This window comes from Dysgonomonas sp. HDW5B, from assembly GCF_011299335.1.
In the GTDB taxonomy this organism is placed as follows: Bacteria; Bacteroidota; Bacteroidia; order Bacteroidales; family Dysgonomonadaceae; genus Dysgonomonas_A.
Genome location: NZ_CP049858.1, coordinates 1,611,516 through 1,633,537, shown reverse-complemented (window position 1 = coordinate 1,633,537; position 22,022 = coordinate 1,611,516). Strand labels below are relative to the sequence as shown.

The window sequence follows — 22,022 nt, the reverse complement described above, 5'->3', positions numbered from 1 at the left end:
TTATTGAAGTGATAGAAGTTCAAAATATATCTAAAAGTTATGCAAACTCTGAGGCTCTTCATGATGTGAGTTTTAGTTTGAAGAAAGGAGAGATAGCTGCTTTTCTGGGACCTAACGGAGCAGGCAAGAGTACAACAATGAATATTATTGCAGGAGTTCTCTCTGCGACTAAAGGTTGTGTATTAATTGACGGACAAGATATTTTAGCGAAGCCGGAAGAGGTAAAGCAGAACATAGGCTATTTACCTGAATACAATCCCCTTTATGAAGATATGTATGTGCGTGAATACCTTGAATATGCAGCTTCTATTTACCTGGCCCATTCGAAGGTTAAAAAGCGCGTCGACGAAATGATTCAAACCGTAAGTCTCGAATCGGAGTATCATAAGAAGATACACGCTTTATCTAATGGAAATAGGCGTCGTGTGGGACTTGCTCAAGCCCTTATCCATAATCCGGATATTTTGATTCTGGATGAACCTTCTAACGGACTGGATCCTAATCAACATGCTAAAATGATAGAGCTTATTGCTGAGTTGGGTAAATCAAAAGTGATTTTATATTCATCTCACCGCTTTGATGATGTATCCGATATTGCCTCCCGTTATCTTATTCTGAATAAAGGAAGTTTGGTTTTTGATGGTAAAGCCCAAGAGGTATTGTCCATCAGAGACCTTTTCTATACCCATTGTAAATGATTTAGTAAATTATAAAAAGGTCTGAGACCTTAGTTGAAAAATGAAAATAGTAGCAGACAAAAATATACCGTTTTTAAAAGGCGTTGTCGAGTCGTATGGAGAGGTAACTTATCTTTCGGGAGCCGACTTTACCAAAGAAGCCATTAAAGAAGCAGATGCCTTAATTGTGCGTACAGTAACACACTTTGGCAAGGATTTGCTTGAAGGTTCTAGTGTGAAGCTTATCTGTACTGCAACGATAGGTTATGATCATATCGACACAGCGTATTGTGATGCACATAATATCAAGTGGGCAAATGCTCCGGGATGTAATTCCGGTTCGGTTGAACAGTATATTGCCTCAGTCTTGGTTGTTATGGCTCAGCGGAAAGGATTCTTATTGAAAGATAAAACAATAGGGATCGTAGGAGTAGGCAATGTTGGTAAAAAAGTAGCTTTAGTCTGTGAAGCTTTAGGAATGCGTGTCTTAAAAAATGACCCACCTCGCGAAAAAGTTGAAGGAAGCAATGAATTCGTACATCTGGATACTATCAAAAAAGAGGCAGATATAATTACATTTCATACACCGCTTACTCGCGAAGGCGAACACGCTACTTATCATTTGGCAGATCAGCTGTTTTTCGAAAGCTTGGGTAAAACACCCATAATAATAAATGCTGCCCGTGGTGCGATTATTGATACAACTGCTATAAAAAAGGCATTAACCGATAAGCAGATAGCAGGAGCCATTATAGACTGTTGGGAAAAAGAACCTTCTATTGATCTTGATTACATGAATATGGTGGATATTGCAACTCCTCATATTGCGGGTTACTCAGCTGATGGAAAAGGGAATGCTACCCGAATGTCTTTAGCGTCTATTGCCGACTTTTGGGCTTTATCTAAAGAACCCCTTAGTAAAATAGTCATACCTCAGGTCGAAAATTCTGTTATAGATTGGGCTGTTTTAGATGGAAATAAGCTAGAAAAAGCTATTTTGATTACCTATGATCCCACAGACGATCACAATCGGTTAATAAGCAACCCGTATGCCTTTAGTACCTTGCGTGGTAATTATCCTCTTCGTCGTGAGTACTTAAGTTATACAGTTAAGAATGTATATAACGATGCAGATAAAGCTCTGTTGCAGAAATTAGGCTTTATACTAAAATAAATGCTGAATAAGTAAAGAGAAACGAGAAGCGACTGGTTAGTCGAGTTCTTTCAAAATATCAAGCCCTTCTTGCCACTCGCCGTAGCCAGATTCGGCATTAATATGTCCGGCAGCACCTATGTTGATAAGTTTACTTCCCCAACTATCAGCAAAGAGTTTTACCCTTTCATTAGATACCCAAGGATCATTGGAACTGGCAACAATAATGGTTTCGAAGTTTATCCGATCTAAAGGGATAGGAGTAAATCCACTGGAGGTGAAGGTATATAGAGGAGATTCTATATCACTTGGAGCAACAAGCAAAGCACCTTTTATTTTCCTTCCATATTGTTTTGCCCAATTGGCGATGGTTACACATCCCAAGCTATGTCCGATTAAAATAACTGTGGATAAATCGTACTTACTGATTGTATCATCAATATTTTTCATCCACTCTTCACAGTTTGGAGCATTCCATTCCTGTTGGTTTATTCTCTGAAAATTCTCACCTGAGTTCTCAAAATAAGTTTGCCAATGGTTTGCCCCTGAGTTTCCAAGCCCCGGTATAATGAAATAGTTATTCATAAAGAGAGTATTAAGTTAATTATCAGGTTATATGCGTACCAAAATTTAAGAAAGGTATTATCCTTTATCTTATCAGATTGATAAACTCTTCACGTGTTTTAGCCGTATTGAATACCCCTGTAAAATCGGAAGTTGTAGTTGTTGAATTTTGCTTTTCAACTCCACGCATTTGCATACACATGTGTTGTGCCTCTATTACAACCATTACGCCCATTGGGTTTAATGTTTTCTGGATACAATCCTTTATTTGAGTAGTCAATCTTTCCTGAACCTGTAAACGTCGGGCAAAAACTTCTACTACACGAGGTATTTTACTCAATCCGGTGATATACCCATTAGGAATATAGGCAACGTGTGCTTTTCCCCAAAATGGTAGCATATGATGCTCACATAGTGAGTAAAAGTCGATATCCTTTACAATAACCATTTGGCTATAATCTTCTTTGAAAAGAGCTTTCTTTAGAATATCTTCCGGACTCTCGTTATAACCTTTAGTCAGGAATTTCATTGCTTTGGCTACCCTCACCGGAGTATCAAGTAAACCCTCTCGAGTTGCGTCTTCTCCTAATAAATCGATGACAGATTTGTAGTGACTGGCTAGTTGCGATATATTGTTTTCTTCGTTATTTGTTGAAGACATTTTTTTCGAATTTAGTAATATGTAATTTAAACTATTTATTGCTGCCCTTTAAGCTGCAATATTTCAGACCATTTGTTGTTTACTCAAGTATAAAACTTATTTAGAGTTATCGTTTTGAGATGCGACATTAAATACTATCTGTTGCTTAAATGCCCAATTTCAGGTTTGTTTATCAAAGCAATAAAAGAGTTTGAGACTTTAATCTACTGGGATTTTAACGACATCGTCAACGACACGCATTTCCTTGAATCCCGGAAATTTGGCTTTCAATTCACTTAACGCTTGACTAGCTTGCTCTTGTGTTTTGAAATTTCCAGCTCTGACACGCCATACGGGAGAATTATACGATACAGTTACTTCCATGTTGGGGAATGATGATTGTATGGCTCCTTTTCTCGAATTGGCTTCGTTTTTAGCCACTTTTTGATCGTTACCCGAGTAAACCTGTATACGGTATCCTTTTGCTCTTATAAAGTTTTTAGGAGCATCGGTTCCGTCTGTAGTGGTTGATAATTGACTGGCAACAGCAGTCGGATTGGTGGATATGCTGGCAGTCATCATATTTGCACCAATGAGGCTTCTTATACCTTCGTCTTGATATATAACAATTTTTCCTTGTCCCGCCTTAGTTGTATTAAGGTCGTCAACAATAGATCTACTTTGTGCATTCGAATAGAAGCAGATAGCAGAAAGGCATAGAAATATATAAAATGATTTTCTCATAATGTGTTGAAATATAAATAATTGTCGGAGTGTTAGTGGTTTAACAATCAAAGAGATCGTTTGGTTCAGAATGTCGAACCGGATAAATACAGGTCTTTATTGCTGTACGTAACAATTCTATTTACGGTTATTATACTTGCCAAGATAATAAAATTAGTCCGTTGATGACAAATTACTTATAACTGAAAAACACGGAGGAGATTTAAAATGTCTCCCCGTGTAATATTATTTTAAATTAGAATCAATTCAAAAAGCTTCGATAATAGGCATAAATTTGTCAACTTCAAGAGAAGCACCACCAATAAGACCACCATCTACATCAGCATTTGCAAAAAGTTCTTTTGCATTCGATGCATTACAGCTTCCACCGTAAAGGATAGATGTATTGTCGGCAACTTCTTTTCCATATTTCTCAAGAAGAGTTTTACGGATAAATGCATGCATTTCCTGAGCTTGTTCCGAAGATGCAGTTTTACCTGTTCCGATTGCCCATACTGGTTCGTAAGCCAATACAAGTTTAGAGAAATCAGCAGCAGAAAGGTCGAAAAGAGCATTTTCGATTTGAGATTTTACTACAGCTTCTTGTTTGTTAGCTTCTCTTTCTTCCAATACTTCTCCGATACAGAAAATAGGAGTAAGTCCGTTAGCAAGAGCTAAAAGTACTTTTTCTTTTAGGATAGCATCTGTTTCGCCATAATAAGCACGACGTTCAGAGTGACCTAATATTACATATTTAGCACCGGTAGAAGCTACCATAGCTGCAGATATTTCACCTGTATATGCGCCCGAAGCTTTGTCAGCACAGTTTTGTGCAGCAACTCCGATTTTTTGATCGCCAATAGCAGCAGAAGCACTAGCCAAATGTATAAATGGAGTACCAAGTACTACATCGCAATTGATTGTTTTACCTGCTAATGCTGTTTTAAGAGCATCCACTATAGCTAAACCTTCTTGAAGAGTTTTGTTCATTTTCCAGTTTCCTGCAACAATGTTCTTTCTCATAATGAAATGATATTATTTAGTTTAAAAAATTAGTAAGTTCGCAAAACAACGATAGATAGTTTTACCCTTTTTAATATTTCTTTTTACCAGTTTAGTTTATCTTTTCGTTGGTGTTATTATTATCCGTAACACTCTTTCGATGATATAATAATGCATCCAGTAATTTAATTACAATTAATGGTGTAAATAATATGATAGCAACAATATACAAATACCTTTTGCTTTCTTGTTTTGTATCGGGCATATTGGCTATCGAAAGCTCCTCTATCGGTTTGTTTAAATAACTTTCGGTAGGAACATTTCTGTCTGACCATTTATTGATAACTACCCCGTTTTTAAGTAAAATTAAACCCGGATTGGAGCGTACAATTGTTTTTAGACTTCTCTCATCCGACAGAGCAAAATCAAAGTTAGTAATATTTTCTTTCTCCAATTGAAGAATAAGATCGCGAGGAGATGAGGTGAGACAATAAAACTTATACTGATGGTCTTTTGCATAGTTATTCACATCCTCAAAAGAACTTAGATAGTCTTTTTGCATATCTGAAAGAGAATATGCAATCATCAGGAAAGTATAGCTGCTATCACTTAATACTTCTGTAGTAATATCTTCTTCACCTTCTATTTCGGTTCGGTCTTGATTCAAATATAAACGTGTGATTGAGAAATCACGAATCAAAGGTTCCTCACCTTCTTTTATCAGCTTACTTTGTCTGTCTACAAATACCCATGTTGAATCTTCCCAAGGATAGTTCTCTTCTGTAAACTCTTTTTTTACACCATCTTTTTCGTAAATAAAGACATTTTCAAAGATTGGGGCTTTATCCTCTTCTACGGTCATTAGTTTAGGAATATCGGCTCCAACCTTATAAGGTCTGAAATCGATGATGGGCTCATTCAGAATGCTGTATACACAAAAAGCAATACTACATGCAATGATGTAAAGTCCTACGAACCAGTAGAATTTTCCCGTGAACAGATTTGTAATTTTCTGATGCCAGATGAGTACAACTATCGAACAAGCCAATAGTACAATATTCTTGAAGAAAGTTTGCCAATTAGTTATTATGAGGGCATCTCCAAAGCATCCGCAGTCCTTTACAGGATTAGCTATTGCCAGATAAAGAGTGAGGGGAGTCATAAAAAGCATCACCAGAAACAAAAGGCGGGATGTCCATTTTCTGTAAAGACCAAATAGCATAAATATGCCCAGGCAAAACTCACCCGCACATAATATGATTGATATGGGCAGTGCAATATCATGGAAATTGACCAATCCGAATGAGGTCAGGTAATCTTGTATCTTATAGGTTGTGCCAAGTGGATCTATGGCTTTTACAAAACCCGAAAAAACAAATGTAATTCCGAGTAAAATGCGCGAAATTTCAACAACCGTTTTTAATATAATATCTTTTGTCTTTCCCATTAACCCATTTTATAAAGTTATTCGCTGTCTGTCGGAAATTCGAGTTTAATTAATCCGAAAATAGAATAATTAATCATGTCCATGTAATTGGCATCAATGCCTTCCGATACCAATGTTTGTCCTTCGTTGTTCTCTATTTGCTTGGTTCTGTATAGTTTTACCAATATTAAATCAGTAAACGAGCTTATACGCATACTGCGCCAGGCTTCCCCATAATCATGGTTTTTGGCAAACATAAGATTAGTAGTCTCGTTTATATATTTATCATACAATTCCAAGGCCTCGTGAGTGTTTAAATCAACCATGTCGGTAGCCTTAAGATGTAATTGAATCAACCCGATAACGCCATAATTGACAATGCCTATAAACTCCGAGTTTATACCTTCATCAATTTTGCTTACGCCTTTTTGTTCGAGACTTCTTATCCGTTTTGCCTTTATCAATATCTGGTCTGTTACTGATTGGGGGCGAAGAATGCGCCATGATGCACCATAGTCGGTAAGCTTCTTTTCAAAAAGGGTTCTGCAAATCGATATAATATGTTTGAACTGTTGTTCCGTATTTGGCATTTCTGTCATTATCTGAAATTCTTTTTTTAGGACTGATACCTTTTGCTTTTGTAAGTGTAAAACCAACAGAGGGTTATAATTATAACACAAGGTTAGATACTTATCTTTAATTGCTATATACAAAGGTATGAAAAAAAACAAAAGCATAAGGATTTACCTTATGCTTTTCTGTATATTATAACATCGTGACTTTTAAGATACTCTCAGGCTTTTTCCTAACCTCAAAGTTTCTGTTGTCGACATATTATTAAGCTTACACAATTGTTTAATTGTAACTCCGTGTATTTTGGCAATTCGGCCTAGAGTATCGCCTTTCTTTATGCGGTAATACGAAACAGTACCGGTAGCATATTTGTTTGTGCTTTTTGCCGAAGACCGACTTGATGTATTAGCAACAGAACGGGCTGCTCTCCCCGGAGTACCTAAAGTGCTAGTATGCACCATGTATGTATCGCGATGGCATACTTTATTCTCAAAATCTATAATATCTATCGGATTGATTGATCTGCCTAAAAAGCGGGTCTCGAAGTGTAGGTGTGAACCTGTAGATCTTCCTGTATTTCCTCCAAGAGCAATAGGATCTCCTGATTTTACAACATCATTGTCTGATACCAAAAATTTAGATAAGTGACCGTAAACAGTTTCAAGTCCATTAGGATGGCGAATTACTACATAGTATCCGTAGCCTCTTCTTTCGTATTCGCAAACACGAACCTTGCCATCGAAGGCGGCGTATATTGTATCTCCAACTTGTACCTTCAGATCGATTCCGTGATGAGTACGTCTGCCACGGCGTCCATAATTAGATGTGGTGTAACCCATAGTCGGCATTGTGAAATTGGATAAGTCGACCTTAAATGTTTCTGGCACGCTTTCTACAGAACCATAAACATTTACATAACGGTTATTCCATACTCCACCATATAGCTCGTCTTGTGGGATTTCATCCATATCCATTATACGCTCTTCCTGAGCTTCTTTGATAAGGGATAGATCTCTTTTGATTTTTATACCATCAGCATAGAGATCGTTTGCTGGTTTACTGTGTCTTTGCTTATAGGTAAGCTCGACTCGACTGTCGTTTTTGTCATCTTGCGGCGTTTGGGCAAAAGCGCACAAGGGTAGAAATAAGAGCGTCGCTAAGGAGTACGCTTTAATCGTTTTTAAATTCACGTTCAATAACTTTTTGATTTGTAACTGAATTATATCTCATCATTCGCATACAGATTAGGTAGAACCCAAAGTTTGTAGTCGAATAGTTCGTTCTCATTAAAGAATCGTGCAAGTTCAATCTGAGCAGACTCTGCTGAATCGGATGCATGTACAATGTTTTCTTGAGAACTGATTGAAAAGTCTCCTCTGATTGTGCCTGCTGCAGCTTCACGTCCATTTGTTGCTCCGGTAATACTCCTTACAACTTTTATTGCCTCCACGCCTTCCCAGCATTGAACAATCACAGGGCATACCATCATCGAATTCTTAACACGTTGAAAATAGGGTTTGTCTTTTAAGTTCGCATAATGCTCACTTAGAATAGCATCATCCAACTGTATCATTTTCATCCCTGCCAATCGTAGTCCTTTGCGTTCGAATCGAGATATAACATCTCCGATATGTCCTCGCTGAATCGCTGAAGGCTTTAGTATAACAAGGGTTTTTTCCATAAATAAAAATGATAAAATTGAACGATAAAAGCACTTTATTTTGGAAGTGCATTTTTCAAAGATAACATAATTATTTTGTTAATAGCAAGTCAAAAGTGCTTTGCTTTCATGTATTTAACAAAATTGTAAAATGAACCATCGGTATAACTATTTGATATACATAGTGTTGTGATTTTGTCATTTTTACTGATTAAACAAAAGGTTGATAACCTTAACTATTTTTAGCGGTCTATTGTATCGAATTATTTAATCTGTAGAGTCTCAGTTGCCTAATTATATGTTGTAAAACATTGTTTATTAGTATTTTATTTATGTCATTTTTACTTTAAGTATTTTAATGGATATATATATCGTGACTTTTCCTATTTTTGTAATATAATCTATTTAGATATTAAAAATGAGAAACCTGATCATCGCAGATACGCAAGATATAACACGTTTAGGGATTAAATATCTGGTGAAAGATTTTGAACAAATCTCTCATATCTATGATGTTGATACTAAATCTGCCTTGATACAGTTGTTGCCTGAAAACGAAGACGGATTGATTGTTTTGGATTATACTTTGTTTGATTTCACATCTATTAACGATTTGCAAATGTTGAGTGAACGTTATCCAAAATTAGACTGGATTCTTTTTTCTGATGAATTGAGCGATTCTTTTCTAAAACAGATGCAAGCTAACGGATTGGTTTTTAGTATTGTTTTGAAATCAAGCTCATTGGATGAAATAGATGCTGCTATTCGCTCGGCTCTTTTTAGCGAGAGTTATTTTTGTAAAAGAGTCGATAATCATATCAAAAGTTTGACCCGTTCTTTGGAGTCAGCATCAGATCATAATTTGACCAATACGGAACGAGAAATTCTTAAAGAAATAGCTTTAGGAAGAACAACCAAAGAGATAGCTGCTGAAAGGAATCTGAGTTTTCACACCATTATAACCCACCGGAAGAATATATTCCGAAAATTGGAAGTAAACAACGTACATGAGGCAACTAAGTATGCTATGAAGGCCGGAATTGTTGATGTGTCGGAATATTATATTTGAGAAATCAATCTATTCTTCAGATGTATTTTTTAGTGCCTTAAAATTTCTCATCACTCCCGAATATTTAGCCCTTTTTACTGCCGAACCTTTAAATATCCGTTGATAATCTTCTACTGCCATAGAGGCAATCTTTTCATAATCCATCGATAAGAATTCTTGACTTGGTGTAAACTCAGGCGTTGAATGAGGACGAGCGTATCTATTCCACGGACATATCTGCTGACAAATATCGCAACCATACATTCGGTTGTTGAGTAGAGGAACTATGGTTTTATCTATTTCCCTTTTATTCTCTATAGTTTGGTAAGAGATACATTTGTTTGCATTTAACAAATGAGGCTTCTCTATAGCATTGGTCGGGCATGCACTTAAACAGCGTGTGCACTTGCCACAGGATAGATTGAGAGGGGTGTCGTACGATAGTGCTGTATCTATAATAATCTCCCCTAAAAAGAAGTAAGAGCCACGTTTAGGAATTATAAGTAAAGTGTTCTTTCCGATAAATCCTAACCCTGCTTTTGCAGCCCAATATCGTTCCAAAACAGGAGCGGTATCGCAAAATACCCGTCCGTTAACATTTGGGATGAGAGTCTTTATATATTCAAGCAGAACCTGTAGTTTTGCTTTGATTACATCGTGGTAATCTTTGCCATATGCATAGTATGCAAATTGAGGAGCTGTTTCGGGTTGCCGCTCGTGTGGAAAGTAATTTAAGGCAAGGCTTATGATCGACTTGGCATTATCTACCAATAGGGTAGGGTCGCATCTCTTTTCGACATTGCGAGCCATATAGTCCATATCAGCCTGATAGCCTTTGTCAATCCACTCTTGGTAATGATTGCTTTCTATAACTTCAATTTCTTCAACTTGGCATATGCCACACGCATCGAATCCAATGGACAGGGCATAGTCTTTAATTTGTTGAGAAATTGTATTTTTATCGTGCATACCCAATCTGTTTTGAGTAACTAAACGTCTTTGAGGATTGTAACATAATTATAACCTTTCACCCAGATCTTACTGCTTGGTTATACGCTCTATACCACGGCGGGCGTATAGGGAAGGGTCGATAGTTATCTCCTTTTTGGTGATTTTGTTTCTGAATATAACGAAATCGTATTCTTTAAAACTCTTATTTTTAAATCGGGAATGCATATCTGTGCCCAATAAATGTAATTTTCCTTTCACCGGTTTGGCTTCCCATACTTCCGAAAGCTTATATCTGTCGATCAGATAATTTCCTACACTTGCAGCAAAAGCAGCATATCCCTGAGTATTTGCCTTGTGTAATAAAACAGTTTTATTCGGGTCGTTTTCCTTGGCACTTTCATCATAAGATAAGGCTGCGTCAGTAATCTCCTGAGAAAGATCTACAATAGATTCTATATCTCCGGCTTGACTGCTCTTTATATTGTTTTCTATAAAAATTGCCAGATTTTTATCTTTTACTTTATAGTTTTTTCTGCTGCCATCTTCTTTATAAGTAGCTATTGTTCGATAGATACTTCCTCTAAAAACAAATAATGCTCCAAGAATGAGGACAATGATTAGAAATATTTTTGCAAAACGATTATTGGACTTCTTTTTCATAAATCACATAGTTTGATTTTTGTTGTAGGTCGTTGGATTTACTTACCTAATAAACCTTTAGTTACATTCCACCTGAATTGTAGCAAACGAATCCCTTTTTGAGGTGAAAAAATAACTGTATATCCAAAGCATAAAACGAAAGATGCCACCCATTTTATACCTTCGTCCATCAACCTTCTTTGATATTCTTTTTTTGATACGGAAAGGGTGCGTATTCGCTCGCTCTTACCAATGGAATAAGTCAGTTTCTGAAAAAACTCATCAGTCAGTTTTTGAGCAGGTATATGATGATATATCGGAATATCGGGAAAATAATAACAATCGATATTATTTTTCTTCAGACGACTAAACATGTCTTTATCCTCTGCTCCTATCAATGAATTTCCTTTACGACCAAGTTCGGTGTTATAATATCCGTACTTTTCGTAAAGTTCTCTTTTGATAATGGTATGCCCTGTGCCCGGATAGTTTTTGGCTTCTAACTTCTTGGGTTGATTGCCCTGATCAAAGTATCCTCCGATAAGGCGTTGGGTATAATGAGACATCCACTTAGGTTGTCTTTCTTCGTATACAGGGATAACGGGCGATGCAACAAGCTCTGCATCCGGATAATTTTTCAGATGGTTGTCCAAACGCTCCAAATGTTGGGCGATAATGGTTTCATCATCGTCCACGAAAATAATATATTTGCCTCGAGCTTCCTTTATTCCTCTGTTGAGAGCAAAAGACAATCCTTGATTAATCTCCTTAAAGTATCTGAATTGGCGATCAGAGTATTTTTGTCTGAACTCCTCACATATACCTGCTGTAGAATCAGTGCTGTTATTGTCAACAACAATTACTTCGTAATCTAAAGAACTAAATGTTTGTTTGCAAACAGACTCAAGAGTTTGTGCAATATATTTATCCCGATTATAGGTGCAGGTTATGAGCGAAAATCTTATCATTTCAAATGCTTATCTTTTCTTCTGTAGAAAATAGAACCTATACCTCCAATCAGTAATAATACCAATAAACCGCTACTGGCTGAAGCTATGCCACGGGCAGTATTGTATCCGTGAGGCTCAAACTTGAACTCTATTTCGTGTTGTCCTGCCGGAATACGTATAGCACGCAATGTCCAGTCGGCACAAAAATGTTCAGCAGGCTTTCCGTCGATATATGCTTCCCATCCGTTAGGGTAATATATCTCAGATAGGACAGCTAATTGTTCACTTTGAGCTGACGACTTATACTTCAACGCATTGGGTTTGTATTCGGTCAGTTCGATAATTGCCGTAGAATCAGGAGTAATAGAGAAGCCTGTTAGCTTATCCTCGAATCTCTTGTCTACAACAGCAGTCGTTTTTATATCAAGTGTATTTAATGCAGCTATTTCTTTATCTGCATTATCTACAAAGGTGTAATTATCCACAAACCAGGCATTACCCATAGCATATGGATTTTGCAATGGAGCTTGTTCGGGATGGAATATAATATATTTAGCATTAAGCATATTTAATGCTGTATTTTTTTGAAGAGCACCGATTATACTGTCAATATTCTGAGTATCAAAAGACTTAATTATCGAGTTGATTTCTCCTTGTAGGCGATAGTCAATTAATTCCTGATAACGTTTCAATTTAGCAGCATGGTATCCGCCTATCGATTTATGATAATAAGAGGTTTTAGTTTCATTGAATGGATTATTTAGATTCAAGACACGATACGACGGATGTTTATCCTTTAAGATCGCTTTGTCAGCTTCCGTTTGAGGGAATGGACGGTTTGAATCATATGATAACTTGCTTTGGAATTTATCGTTGTTCAGGTAGCGTTTGTCTACTCCCCAAAGATCGGTAATTACCAATACTAGCAGTGCAACTGAGCAGTATACGGTAATCTTGTTTTTATCACCCTTTAAAGCGATGGTAGAATACAAGATTCCTGCCGCTAATAGGATAAAGAAGAATGAGCGTATAGCGTCAGAAGATAATAAATCCTTACGATCGGCTAAAAGTGCGGAGTAATACCAATCGGGTACTTGAGACATCCATTGGCTATCGGCAGCAGTAGTAAACTCGAAGCCGAAAATTCCGGGAGCTAACCATAATAAAAGGCTTATTCCGGCTGTTATTCCTGCCGATATATAAAGCGATTTTTTTAGTTTTTCTTCTTTAATCTCTCCTCCGAAAAAGTCTTTCAGTCCCCACACGGCTACAATAAGCATGGTGAGAGCAGGAATTACAAGAGCTGTGGATACGGCTCTGAATTTATTGTACATCGGGAAATGGTAGAAGAACCAATCATTAAACAATTCGAAATTATGTCCCCACGATAAGAATATAAAGAATACAGTTGCAATGAGCAATACCCATTTCATGGAATGTCTGATAACAAACAGTCCTAGCACAAACAAGAAGCAGATGATTGCCCCGAAATAAACAGGACCTGAAGTAAATGGCTGATCTCCCCAATAAGTCTGTGCCTGTATTCCGGCTGAGTCAACCTGAGCCTGAGGCGCATTTGCTCTGATAGCCTTGTAAAGGTTAGACGATGGAGATAACATTCCACCCGAAGCTCCGCCATGTATATCAGGGATTAAGAGAGATAAAGTTTCCATTTTGCCGTAGCTCCACGCAAAGGCATATTCTTTATCAAGACCTGATGATTGCTTTTCCGATTGTGTAGGTTGAGTTAATTCCGACTGTCCGCGAGTACTTTCTTTCGACATTTCGTAATTGGCGTATATATTCCCCAAATTACAAAGCACAGCTATTGCGACACCAACGGCCAAAGCACCTGTTGCTTTAAACAATCCGGATATGTTTTTTTTCAGAATTTCATTAATAAGCAGACCTATGTATAAGAATACACATAGTATTCCTGTATAATAGGTAATCTGTAAGTGATTATTCTTTATTTGTAAAGCGAGTCCCAAAGCCATAAGAAGTCCAGCCATGAGATATTTTCGCTTAAAGCATGCAGCCAATCCTGCTACGATGAGAGGGAGGTAGGCTATTGCCCATGCTTTGGTGACGTGACCTGCATCAAGAATGATAATATTATAAGAGGATAAAGAATAAGCTACAGCTCCTAATATGGCAGGAAAAAATCCAACGCCCATCACACAAAATAAGATGTAAGCCATAAGCATACCGGCAAAAACTGCTCCTGCACTACTACTTCCTAAAGCTTTTACAGGGGCTTCAAGATAATCAAGGAAATTAGGTGATCCACCCCAGATTCCGATTTGATATGCAGGCATACCGGAGAACATGGAGCCTGTCCATGCCGAAGATTGTCCTTCTTTTTCGTAATATTGAGCCAACTCCCGCGACATTCCTTTGTATTGCTGAACGTCACTTTGCGGGAGAACCTTTCCCTCTAACAAAGGGCTAAAGTATATGAAGGTAACCGCTAAGAAGCAAACAATAGCTATAACGTGTTGTAGTAATTTTTTCAGTATTGGCTTTTCTTCTTGTATCATATTGTGTATGGATTTAAAAGGTCTGCAGACCTACTTTTTCTTTAGGATATAAATAATAGAACTACATCTGCGGGTACTGAACAGACTTTGGATAAAATATACAGTTCCTTTTATGAGTCCGACTAAACTAGCTGCAAATGTCCCTTTGTTTTTTTCGCTTAACATGGCTATATAAAAAGGGTCGAAATACATAGCTTTCGTCTTTTCGATTCTGAAATTATGTTTTTCAGCAAAATAAGTAAAATCGTCAGAAGAAAAGTGCCACAGATGACGAGGTACGTCATAGGCTGCCCATTCTTCTTTATAAGCTAAAGCATCTGCTGATTTTTTATTGGGTAATGCGATAATTAAAACACCATCGTTTTTCAATATTCGATGTAGGTTTGCCATCGTTTCGTTGAGTTTTTCGATATGCTCCAAAACGTGCCACATGGTCACTACATCCTTAATCTTATCAGGCATATCGAATAGGTATTCGGCATCCTGAATATTCAGTCCGAATTTTTTATGTGCATATTCGCGTGTTGGTTTCGATTTCTCAATACCTGTGACAATCCATTTTTTAAGACGCATAGCCTGAAGAAAATACCCTGTTCCCGAACCAATATCGAGTAAGGTTTCTGCATTCTTCGAAGAATATTTCGATGCTATTTTAGTCTTCGATTTTAATGCTATTTTTCTCGCCCAATGGTATAAAGAGTTGATAATTCCCTGATGGGTATCGGAATGTGAAATGTATTCGGGGGCATCGTAATATTTACCGATCTCGTTTTCACAAGGGAAGTTTTGAGTAAAAGCAAAACCACAACCCGGACATTGGTATATTGAAAACAGTTCGCCTGTAGCCAAATGATCTTTGCAAATAAGAGTCTCTGTACAACCACCATTGGAGCAGACCGGACATAAATCTATGTGTACTGTATTCATCATCAATAACTAATATACTCTTGCCTTTGAATTTAGATAGGCTGAGAATCGGAGTTCTCCGCATAGTTCGCAAAGGTACTAAAAATGTTATATGTTGCTTATTTCAGGATATAAAGTAATTATCAAAAATATAAAATTGAACTACGATAGAAGGCAAAAAACAATCGTTATTTGCAAATGATAGGTATAGAGCGAAACTTGTATTTCGAATACCGAAAAACGTTTTGAATCTTAGAAACAACACTAATAATCCTAAAAAGTTTATCTTTTTCTTCATAAGGTTACTTAATCGGGATAGATTTTCGTTTTTTTAGCTTTTCCTTTTTTATTAAATGCTTAGTTTTGCAGTTTGAATTATCAGGTCGAATCCTTTTTGATGAAGAAGACTCATTACTGTATATATACTTTCCTGTTTGTATTGTTCTCATCTCCGTTTTGGGGAGCTCAATTACATCAACAAATGGGGAGTAATTCTAATATCTCGTTTTTGCAGGATTCGGTAACCTCCGGTCGTGCTATTACGACAGATACTTTGCACCCTCAATCGAACGATACAATAGCACAAGATACTGCTCAAAGTAAAAAAGCTTCATTGGATGCTCCGGTTGATTATGCAGCTAATGACTCTATTGTATTTACTTCCGATAATAGAGGGTATTTATACGGAGATAGTAAAGTTGACTATCAGACAATGAGTATAAAGGCGGAGAATATTACAATGAGTATGGATAGCAGCATTGTACATGCCAGCTATGGATTAGACTCGATAGGGGAGGAATTTGGTTTTCCGGTCTTTAAGGATAACGGCGGCGAATATGAAATGAAAACGGTAAGTTATAATTTCAAAACCAAGAAAGGCTATATCCGAAATGTCATAACCCAACAGGGTGAAGGTTATATTGTAGCCGATAGAGCGAAAAAGAATGCTGATGATACATTCTTTATGTGTGACGGAAAGTACACTACTTGCGACGATCACGAGCATCCTCACTTCTATATGATGCTTACAAAAGCAAAAGTGCGTCCTAAAAAAAATGTGGTAACAGGTCCTGCATATTTAGTAATCGAAGATCTGCCTTTGCCATTGGCAATACCTTTTGGCTTTTTTCCATTTAGTGAAAAATACTCGTCAGGTATTATAATGCCATCGTATGGAGATGATATGGATCGTGGTTTTAATCTTCGTAATGGTGGATATTATTTTGCTATAAATGATAATATAGATCTGGCATTAACAGGAGAAATATATACGAAAGGATCATGGGGGCTTGCTGCCAGATCGTCCTACAAAAAGCGTTATAGATATAGCGGTTCCTTTGACATAAACTATATATATACAAAACGAGGGGATCGTGATATTCCCGATACATTCAGTGAGTCCAGAGATATGTCAATAAGCTGGCAACACTCCCAGGATCCCAAAGCAAATATGTACAGGACGCTTTCGGCGAGTGTTAACTATCGTACATCTTCTTATAATACGAATAACCTGGATGTTGCATTTACACGTTCGGGAACAGATAATACAAGAAGTTCTTCTATCAACTTAACTCAGCGTTTTCCGAATTCGCCATTTACATTATCAGCCAACGTGAATGCCAATCAGGTAATGAGCGACTCAACTATTGCACTGACATTGCCTAATCTGACGGCTACGATGAGCCGTATTTTTCCATTCAAAAGAAAGGATGCTATAGGACCTGAAAAATGGTATGAGAAAGTCTCTTTGAATTATACCGGTGAATTAAAAAATAGTATTACTACGAAAAATAATATGTTGTTTAAGTCGAATCTGGTAAAAGATTGGCGTAATGCAGTACAACATAGGGTACAAACTGCTGCTACTTTCAGTGCGTTGAACTATTTGAATATAACACCTACATTTAGTTATAACGAAAGGTGGTACTCACGATCAATTACTCAAAAATGGGATCCAGCTCAAAATAAACATGTTTTGGCGGACACGACCTACTCTTTTAACCGATCGTATGATTTTAATTATAATGTAAGCTTCCAAACACGGTTGTATGGTTTCTATGAACCGATTTTTAAAATAGGAAAAATACAGAAGATAAGACATGTTTTTACTCCTGCAATTAGCTTTGGCGGTAATCCCGACTTTACTGATCCTCGTTTTGGCTCATATAAGAAATATTCGTACTATGATGCCAATGGCGAATTGCAGACTCATTTATACTCTCCTTTTGCGAATGAAATATTTACACCTTCGAGTGCAGGCAGGCAGGGTAACATAAACTTTAGTTTCGAGAATAACATCGAAATGAAAGTGGGTACCGCTAATGATTCTACTAAGATTATTAGTCTGATTGATAATTTAGGTATAAATTTCAGTTATAATATGATGGCCGATTCACTTAAATTAAGCGATATCGGAACCAATATGCGTCTTAAATTAAGTAAAAACTTAACAGTCAATTTAAACGCTGTATGGGATCCATATGTATATAATGAAAAAGGAATAAAGCAGAACGAGTTCCTTATTCGAAATGGAGGGGGGCTGGCACGGCTCGTAAGTACGGGATATACCATATCGCCTTCGATTAATCAGGATACGTTCAAAAAATGGTTTGGTAAAGGAGGGGATAGTACATCTAATGATAAGAAAAAAGATGATCCGGAAGCCGATTTATCGGATGCTGATGGGGATATTCCCGAAGAAGGAGGACCTCGTCAAAGTCTTTTTAATAAAAAGCAGGACGGGGGTACATACGATGAAGACGGATTCTTAAAGAATGAAATAAAATGGAACCTGTCTATCAACTACAATATGAGTTATGTCTCGCAGTTTGATCAGAAGAGGGAAGGTTTCAAAGGTGTTATCACTCACAATTTGAGTTTTAACGGCTCGATACAGCCTACCAAAAATTGGAATTTTTCCTTTAATGCGAGTTATGATGTACCGAATAACCGGATTTCTTTTATGACTTGTAATTTGTCTAGAAATCTACACTGTTGGAATATAACAGCTAGCTTTAATCCGATAGGACCTTATGCGACATATTATGTGTCATTGCGGGTTAATTCGTCTATGTTGCAGGATCTTAAATATGAGCAACGTAGCCGTTTGTCAAGCTACGATCCGGCATGGAACTAATCAAATCAAAGGAAGTCTCTCGACTCACCTATATATTCTGGTTTTAGATGAGAATACTGTTATTAGGAGATTATAGTGGTTTACACCTCACATTGTCCGAAGGCTTAAGGCTTATGGGGCATGATGTAACAGTTGCATCTGATGGAGACGGTTTTAAGAACTATCATCGTGATATAGACCTCAAACGTAAAAGTTCTAACCTGAAAGATACGCTTTCCAATCTACTTACAATTTACTCTAATCTTAAGAATTTTAAAGGCTACGATATTGTTCAAATAACCAATCCGTGCTTTACTACACAAAATATCCGGGTCAATATCGAGCTATACCGATATCTGAAGCGACATAATAAGAAAATTTTTCTGGGCGCTTTTGGTGATGATTATTTCTGGATAAAGGCTTGCTTGGATCAAAAGTATAAATATTCGGAATTTTATATAGGCGATGTAAAGAATGTGCGAACCAAGAGTGAATATCTGGAAGAGAATTGGCTTGGAACGAAGCGTCAGGATGCTAACATCGAGATAGCAGAATCATGCAATGGTATTATAGCCTGCCTATACGAATATTACGAAGCTTATAAAGAATCTTACAGCGAAAAATTGGCATATATACCTCTGCCTGTAAATATTGGAGAGGTTAAACAGAAAGAGCTTCCTCCTATAGATAAAATAAATTTCTTTATTGGTATAAATAAGGCTCGCAATGAATTTAAAGGCACTGATATCTTGTATGAAGTTGTTCAGCAACTAGCCCGAACCTATCCTAATGATGCACGGGTGACTAAAGTTGAATCAGTTATGTATTCCGAATACTTAAGCCGTATTCAGGATGCACACGTTGTTTTAGATCAGTTGTACTCCTATTCGCCTGCAATGAACGGCTTGCTTACGATGGCATTAGGGAAAGTTCTTGTGGGAGGAGGAGAGCCCGATATGTATAATTTGCTTCAAGAATCCGAACTTCGTCCCATTGTAAATGTATATCCCGAAAAGCAGGATATTTATAAGAAATTGGAAGATTTAGTCCTCCATAAAAATACAATTGCAGAACGTGCTAAAGATGGGCGAATTTTTATTGAAAAGCATCATGATTATATGAAAGTAGCACAACAATACCTTGACTTCTGGATTAGTAAATAGACTCCTCTTGTCTCTTATGAGTCGGTTTCCATTTCCTTTACCTCCTTCAACGAAGATTCTATACTCTCAATGTTTTTTTTATAAAAAAACTTGTAAAATACAAGCATAATAAGGCATACGGTTATCAATATTGCCATATTGAATAAATAGAAAAGAACCTTTCCTTGATCGGATATTATGTCTATATATTCATAGCAGAATGACCCTAAAATAATGCAAGCAAAAGCGACTCCGACAAAAAGCTCCCTTTTTATAAAAAGTTTGTATCTGGAAATAATTTTGAGTCCTGATAATATATCCATTTGCTTAAGGTCAATTTTGTTTAAAAGTTGTACTTTATATATCTGCCAGCAGAAGCTAATAATACAACAAACAATAAAGAAATATTTTGTTAAAGCCGGGTAAGGAACTCTCGGGAGATACAATGCATGAATATATGGAGCTGCTATAAAAGGCAGTACAACTATAAGTCCTATTACTTCAAACCAGAGTAGGCGCCCTAGGGCTGTTTTGCCTTTCTTGTATATTATATGCCGTATATTGTCGTCTGTAAGACTTGGAGTGAATAGGTTATCATTCCATGTCTTTTTTATATTATCCAAGTCCATAGTTTATAACTTTATTCATTAGACATTTTCTTTAATTTTTCTTTGATTCGGCTTATCTTCGTAGATACATTAGTTACCGTTAAGCCTGTTATTTCGGATATCTCCTTATAAGGTTTTTCGTCTAAATAGAGAAGAACCAAAGCCTTTTCGATTTTACCTAATCTATTTATGAGATTATATAATTCTGTTATTTCTTCATTATTATCCGGTATATCTGCAATATCACCTACTAAATCCGTGTGATCAGGCTTTCGTTTGTTACGACGAAAAAAAGTGATGCAAGTATTTAAAGCTATCCGGTATATCCATGTCGACACTTTGCTTTCTCCTCTGAAAGATGGGTACGCTTTCCAAAGATTAAGAATGACTTCTTGATACAGATCGTTAATACTTTGGTCTATATCTGCATAAAAAGATGCAACTTTATATATGATACGCTCATGAAGCTTTATCATATTCATAAAATCTTTTTCTAAATCTTTATTATGCATTTCGTTTACTTGATTGATTTATTAGTCGCTAAAGTGTAAATTTAGTCACAAGTCGAATTTAAAAATAGAAGACCATCTGTATTTTTACAGATTAAATATGGCTTAAATAAATATTTTGTTTTACTTTTGTACCACCAAATAAAAGACTCCGTAGCTCAGTTGGTAGAGCAATTGACTCTTAATCAATGGGTCGAGGGTTCGAGCCCCTCCGGGGTCACTTAAAAGAGCAATTATCTACATTGTATGTAAGTAATTGCTTTTTTTGTATCTCCATGAAAATAGCTCTCGGAATCGTTAGTATTCGGGAAGTATTACATTGCGAGAGAATAAGTCAATAAGATATTGGAATTCTTCTTTAAGAATAACTTTCTATTTTGAATCGTATAGTTGTCAACTTCTCTCAGTGCCTTAAATATTGTTTCTTCAACTTCCATAGTCCTAGCACACCCTCTCTGTGTAGATGTAATTTGTCTAAATTCAATAGAATTTTTTTCTACTACTACCTCCCCAAAAAAACTATTACAACTAGAGTATCCGTTGAATCGTCCTTCTTCCTTAAATGATAGAGTAAGGATATTATTCAATGAAGGTATGATAAATGTTTCTTTAGAGTTGGCTCTTACATTTAATAATGCCCATTTTATAGAGGTAAGTTCTTGTGGAATAATACTGGGGCTATTGGGAGAGTTGTAGGTACTTGCTGTGGTATATTCTATATTCTGCCATGAAGAACAAGCTCCTAGACTATATAGAAGAAAGCAGGATAGGATATAAATTAATATTTTAGACATTAAGGAAATATGTTTAGGGTTGGTTATAACTGATCAATCTTAGTGGCAAAAATACATAGTTTTAAATTGACTAATCCCTAGAATAAAAAAAAATAGAGACGATCATTTCTGAAAGTCTCTATTCATTGTGCTTTGTTTGCGGAAGCGGGGGGATTCGAACCCCCGGTACAGTTACCCGTACGTCAGTTTAGCAAACTGGTGGTTTCAGCCACTCACCCACACTTCCAATCAACGGTTTTACGTAGGCAATACTGAATTGCGATGCAAATATAGCTGTTTGTTTTGATTTTACAAGATCACTCTCTCATTTTTTCTAAATAATATGATTAATTTTGGCAAAGATTTGATCACAAGATATCGTAAAATAGTTATAGCTAACCTATTGTAGTATTAGCTGGCTTA

The 22,022-nt window shown here is 36.7% G+C and carries 21 protein-coding genes and 2 tRNA genes; 6 read left to right on the top strand and 17 right to left on the bottom strand.

From position 1 onward, the window contains the following. Window positions 1–8 precede the first annotated feature (8 nt). Window positions 9–698, top strand: coding sequence for an ABC transporter ATP-binding protein (locus tag G7051_RS06630; protein ID WP_166199128.1), 690 nt, complete (start codon window positions 9–11; stop codon window positions 696–698). A 40-nt stretch (window positions 699–738) separates the two neighbouring features. Continuing rightward, window positions 739–1,851, top strand: a complete 1,113-nt coding sequence (gene pdxB, locus G7051_RS06625) for a 4-phosphoerythronate dehydrogenase PdxB (RefSeq protein ID WP_166199127.1) — start codon at window positions 739–741, stop codon at window positions 1,849–1,851. A gap of 36 nt (window positions 1,852–1,887) precedes the next feature. Here the strand turns inward: pdxB and G7051_RS06620 are convergent, their stop codons facing one another. The 8 genes from G7051_RS06620 to ndk form a co-directional block, all read right to left on the bottom strand. Continuing rightward, window positions 1,888–2,415, bottom strand: a complete 528-nt coding sequence (locus tag G7051_RS06620) for an alpha/beta hydrolase (protein ID WP_166199126.1) — start codon at window positions 2,413–2,415, stop codon at window positions 1,888–1,890. Between the two features lie 64 nt (window positions 2,416–2,479). Beyond that, complete coding sequence (folE, locus tag G7051_RS06615) at window positions 2,480–3,055, bottom strand: GTP cyclohydrolase I FolE (RefSeq protein WP_166199125.1); 576 nt, start codon at window positions 3,053–3,055, stop codon at window positions 2,480–2,482. Window positions 3,056–3,253: 198 nt separating this feature from the next. Beyond that, the gene (locus tag G7051_RS06610; protein ID WP_166199124.1) at window positions 3,254–3,778 is read right to left on the bottom strand and encodes an SPOR domain-containing protein; all 525 of its coding nucleotides are present in this window, start codon (window positions 3,776–3,778) and stop codon (window positions 3,254–3,256) included. Between the two features lie 246 nt (window positions 3,779–4,024). Then, entirely contained in the window at window positions 4,025–4,780 is a 756-nt protein-coding gene (tpiA, locus tag G7051_RS06605; RefSeq protein ID WP_166112772.1) for a triose-phosphate isomerase, read from the bottom strand. Between the two features lie 91 nt (window positions 4,781–4,871). After that, window positions 4,872–6,206: a BT_3928 family protein gene (locus G7051_RS06600; protein WP_166199123.1), complete on the bottom strand. Its 1,335-nt coding sequence runs from the start codon at window positions 6,204–6,206 to the stop codon at window positions 4,872–4,874. 17 nt (window positions 6,207–6,223) lie between these two features. After that, window positions 6,224–6,775, bottom strand: a complete 552-nt coding sequence (locus G7051_RS06595) for a DUF1599 domain-containing protein (protein ID WP_166117659.1) — start codon at window positions 6,773–6,775, stop codon at window positions 6,224–6,226. A 192-nt stretch (window positions 6,776–6,967) separates the two neighbouring features. Continuing rightward, window positions 6,968–7,948, bottom strand: coding sequence for a peptidoglycan DD-metalloendopeptidase family protein (locus G7051_RS06590; protein WP_255493341.1), 981 nt, complete (start codon window positions 7,946–7,948; stop codon window positions 6,968–6,970). Between the two features lie 29 nt (window positions 7,949–7,977). After that, complete coding sequence (gene ndk, locus G7051_RS06585) at window positions 7,978–8,439, bottom strand: nucleoside-diphosphate kinase (protein WP_166112765.1); 462 nt, start codon at window positions 8,437–8,439, stop codon at window positions 7,978–7,980. 397 nt (window positions 8,440–8,836) lie between these two features. On the opposite strand from ndk, the gene G7051_RS06580 reads away from it, so the two are divergent. After that, the gene (locus tag G7051_RS06580; protein WP_166199122.1) at window positions 8,837–9,487 is read left to right on the top strand and encodes a response regulator transcription factor; all 651 of its coding nucleotides are present in this window, start codon (window positions 8,837–8,839) and stop codon (window positions 9,485–9,487) included. A 9-nt stretch (window positions 9,488–9,496) separates the two neighbouring features. Here G7051_RS06580 and queG read toward each other — a convergent pair whose 3' ends face one another. The 5 genes from queG to G7051_RS06555 all read right to left on the bottom strand — a co-directional run bounded on the left by queG (window position 9,497) and on the right by G7051_RS06555 (window position 15,476). Next, the gene (queG, locus tag G7051_RS06575; RefSeq protein ID WP_166199121.1) at window positions 9,497–10,435 is read right to left on the bottom strand and encodes a tRNA epoxyqueuosine(34) reductase QueG; all 939 of its coding nucleotides are present in this window, start codon (window positions 10,433–10,435) and stop codon (window positions 9,497–9,499) included. Between the two features lie 69 nt (window positions 10,436–10,504). Continuing rightward, window positions 10,505–11,077: a hypothetical protein gene (locus tag G7051_RS06570; RefSeq protein WP_166199120.1), complete on the bottom strand. Its 573-nt coding sequence runs from the start codon at window positions 11,075–11,077 to the stop codon at window positions 10,505–10,507. 38 nt (window positions 11,078–11,115) lie between these two features. Then, complete coding sequence (locus G7051_RS06565; protein ID WP_255493340.1) at window positions 11,116–12,024, bottom strand: glycosyltransferase; 909 nt, start codon at window positions 12,022–12,024, stop codon at window positions 11,116–11,118. Continuing rightward, on the bottom strand, window positions 12,021–14,546 hold the full coding sequence (locus G7051_RS06560; protein WP_166199119.1) for a YfhO family protein: 2,526 nt from the start codon (window positions 14,544–14,546) through the stop codon (window positions 12,021–12,023). The genes G7051_RS06565 and G7051_RS06560 overlap by 4 nt, the downstream gene beginning before the upstream one ends. A 30-nt stretch (window positions 14,547–14,576) precedes the next feature. Then, window positions 14,577–15,476 carry a bifunctional 2-polyprenyl-6-hydroxyphenol methylase/3-demethylubiquinol 3-O-methyltransferase UbiG gene (locus tag G7051_RS06555; RefSeq protein WP_255493339.1) on the bottom strand — a complete coding sequence of 300 codons (900 nt, stop codon included), beginning with the start codon at window positions 15,474–15,476 and terminating at the stop codon, window positions 14,577–14,579. A gap of 373 nt (window positions 15,477–15,849) precedes the next feature. Between G7051_RS06555 and G7051_RS06550 the strand changes: the two genes are divergently transcribed. Together G7051_RS06550 and G7051_RS06545 are read left to right on the top strand one after the other, a co-directional pair. Beyond that, window positions 15,850–18,588 carry a putative LPS assembly protein LptD gene (locus G7051_RS06550; protein ID WP_166199118.1) on the top strand — a complete coding sequence of 913 codons (2,739 nt, stop codon included), beginning with the start codon at window positions 15,850–15,852 and terminating at the stop codon, window positions 18,586–18,588. A gap of 47 nt (window positions 18,589–18,635) precedes the next feature. Then, complete coding sequence (locus tag G7051_RS06545; protein WP_166112746.1) at window positions 18,636–19,730, top strand: glycosyltransferase family 4 protein; 1,095 nt, start codon at window positions 18,636–18,638, stop codon at window positions 19,728–19,730. Window positions 19,731–19,744: 14 nt separating this feature from the next. Here G7051_RS06545 and G7051_RS06540 read toward each other — a convergent pair whose 3' ends face one another. Together G7051_RS06540 and G7051_RS06535 are read right to left on the bottom strand one after the other, a co-directional pair. Beyond that, entirely contained in the window at window positions 19,745–20,338 is a 594-nt protein-coding gene (locus G7051_RS06540; RefSeq protein WP_166199117.1) for a hypothetical protein, read from the bottom strand. 11 nt (window positions 20,339–20,349) lie between these two features. Further along, window positions 20,350–20,829: an RNA polymerase sigma factor gene (locus tag G7051_RS06535; protein ID WP_166112740.1), complete on the bottom strand. Its 480-nt coding sequence runs from the start codon at window positions 20,827–20,829 to the stop codon at window positions 20,350–20,352. 144 nt (window positions 20,830–20,973) lie between these two features. On the opposite strand from G7051_RS06535, the gene G7051_RS06530 reads away from it, so the two are divergent. Next, window positions 20,974–21,046, top strand: a tRNA-Lys gene (locus G7051_RS06530). A gap of 94 nt (window positions 21,047–21,140) precedes the next feature. On the opposite strand, the gene G7051_RS06525 is transcribed toward G7051_RS06530, so the two are convergent. Continuing rightward, window positions 21,141–21,620, bottom strand: a complete 480-nt coding sequence (locus G7051_RS06525) for an META domain-containing protein (RefSeq protein ID WP_166199116.1) — start codon at window positions 21,618–21,620, stop codon at window positions 21,141–21,143. 139 nt (window positions 21,621–21,759) lie between these two features. After that, window positions 21,760–21,846 (bottom strand) — tRNA-Ser (locus tag G7051_RS06520). Window positions 21,847–22,022: the final 176 nt, after the last annotated feature.

What these genes read in the sequence shown, in the direction of transcription:
- pdxB (WP_166199127.1), top strand. Translation starts at nt 739, where the DNA reads ATGAAAATAGTAGCAGACAAAAATATACCGTTTTTAAAAGGCGTTGTC.
- G7051_RS06620 (WP_166199126.1), bottom strand. Translation starts at nt 2,415, where the DNA reads ATGAATAACTATTTCATTATACCGGGGCTTGGAAACTCAGGGGCAAAC.
- folE (WP_166199125.1), bottom strand. Translation starts at nt 3,055, where the DNA reads ATGTCTTCAACAAATAACGAAGAAAACAATATATCGCAACTAGCCAGT.
- G7051_RS06610 (WP_166199124.1), bottom strand. Translation starts at nt 3,778, where the DNA reads ATGAGAAAATCATTTTATATATTTCTATGCCTTTCTGCTATCTGCTTC.
- tpiA (WP_166112772.1), bottom strand. Translation starts at nt 4,780, where the DNA reads ATGAGAAAGAACATTGTTGCAGGAAACTGGAAAATGAACAAAACTCTT.
- G7051_RS06600 (WP_166199123.1), bottom strand. Translation starts at nt 6,206, where the DNA reads ATGGGAAAGACAAAAGATATTATATTAAAAACGGTTGTTGAAATTTCG.
- G7051_RS06595 (WP_166117659.1), bottom strand. Translation starts at nt 6,775, where the DNA reads ATGCCAAATACGGAACAACAGTTCAAACATATTATATCGATTTGCAGA.
- ndk (WP_166112765.1), bottom strand. Translation starts at nt 8,439, where the DNA reads ATGGAAAAAACCCTTGTTATACTAAAGCCTTCAGCGATTCAGCGAGGA.
- G7051_RS06580 (WP_166199122.1), top strand. Translation starts at nt 8,837, where the DNA reads ATGAGAAACCTGATCATCGCAGATACGCAAGATATAACACGTTTAGGG.
- queG (WP_166199121.1), bottom strand. Translation starts at nt 10,435, where the DNA reads ATGCACGATAAAAATACAATTTCTCAACAAATTAAAGACTATGCCCTG.
- G7051_RS06570 (WP_166199120.1), bottom strand. Translation starts at nt 11,077, where the DNA reads ATGAAAAAGAAGTCCAATAATCGTTTTGCAAAAATATTTCTAATCATT.
- G7051_RS06565 (WP_255493340.1), bottom strand. Translation starts at nt 12,024, where the DNA reads ATGATAAGATTTTCGCTCATAACCTGCACCTATAATCGGGATAAATAT.
- G7051_RS06560 (WP_166199119.1), bottom strand. Translation starts at nt 14,546, where the DNA reads ATGATACAAGAAGAAAAGCCAATACTGAAAAAATTACTACAACACGTT.
- G7051_RS06555 (WP_255493339.1), bottom strand. Translation starts at nt 15,476, where the DNA reads ATGATGAATACAGTACACATAGATTTATGTCCGGTCTGCTCCAATGGT.
- G7051_RS06550 (WP_166199118.1), top strand. Translation starts at nt 15,850, where the DNA reads ATGAAGAAGACTCATTACTGTATATATACTTTCCTGTTTGTATTGTTC.
- G7051_RS06545 (WP_166112746.1), top strand. Translation starts at nt 18,636, where the DNA reads ATGAGAATACTGTTATTAGGAGATTATAGTGGTTTACACCTCACATTG.
- G7051_RS06540 (WP_166199117.1), bottom strand. Translation starts at nt 20,338, where the DNA reads ATGGACTTGGATAATATAAAAAAGACATGGAATGATAACCTATTCACT.
- G7051_RS06535 (WP_166112740.1), bottom strand. Translation starts at nt 20,829, where the DNA reads ATGCATAATAAAGATTTAGAAAAAGATTTTATGAATATGATAAAGCTT.
- G7051_RS06525 (WP_166199116.1), bottom strand. Translation starts at nt 21,620, where the DNA reads ATGTCTAAAATATTAATTTATATCCTATCCTGCTTTCTTCTATATAGT.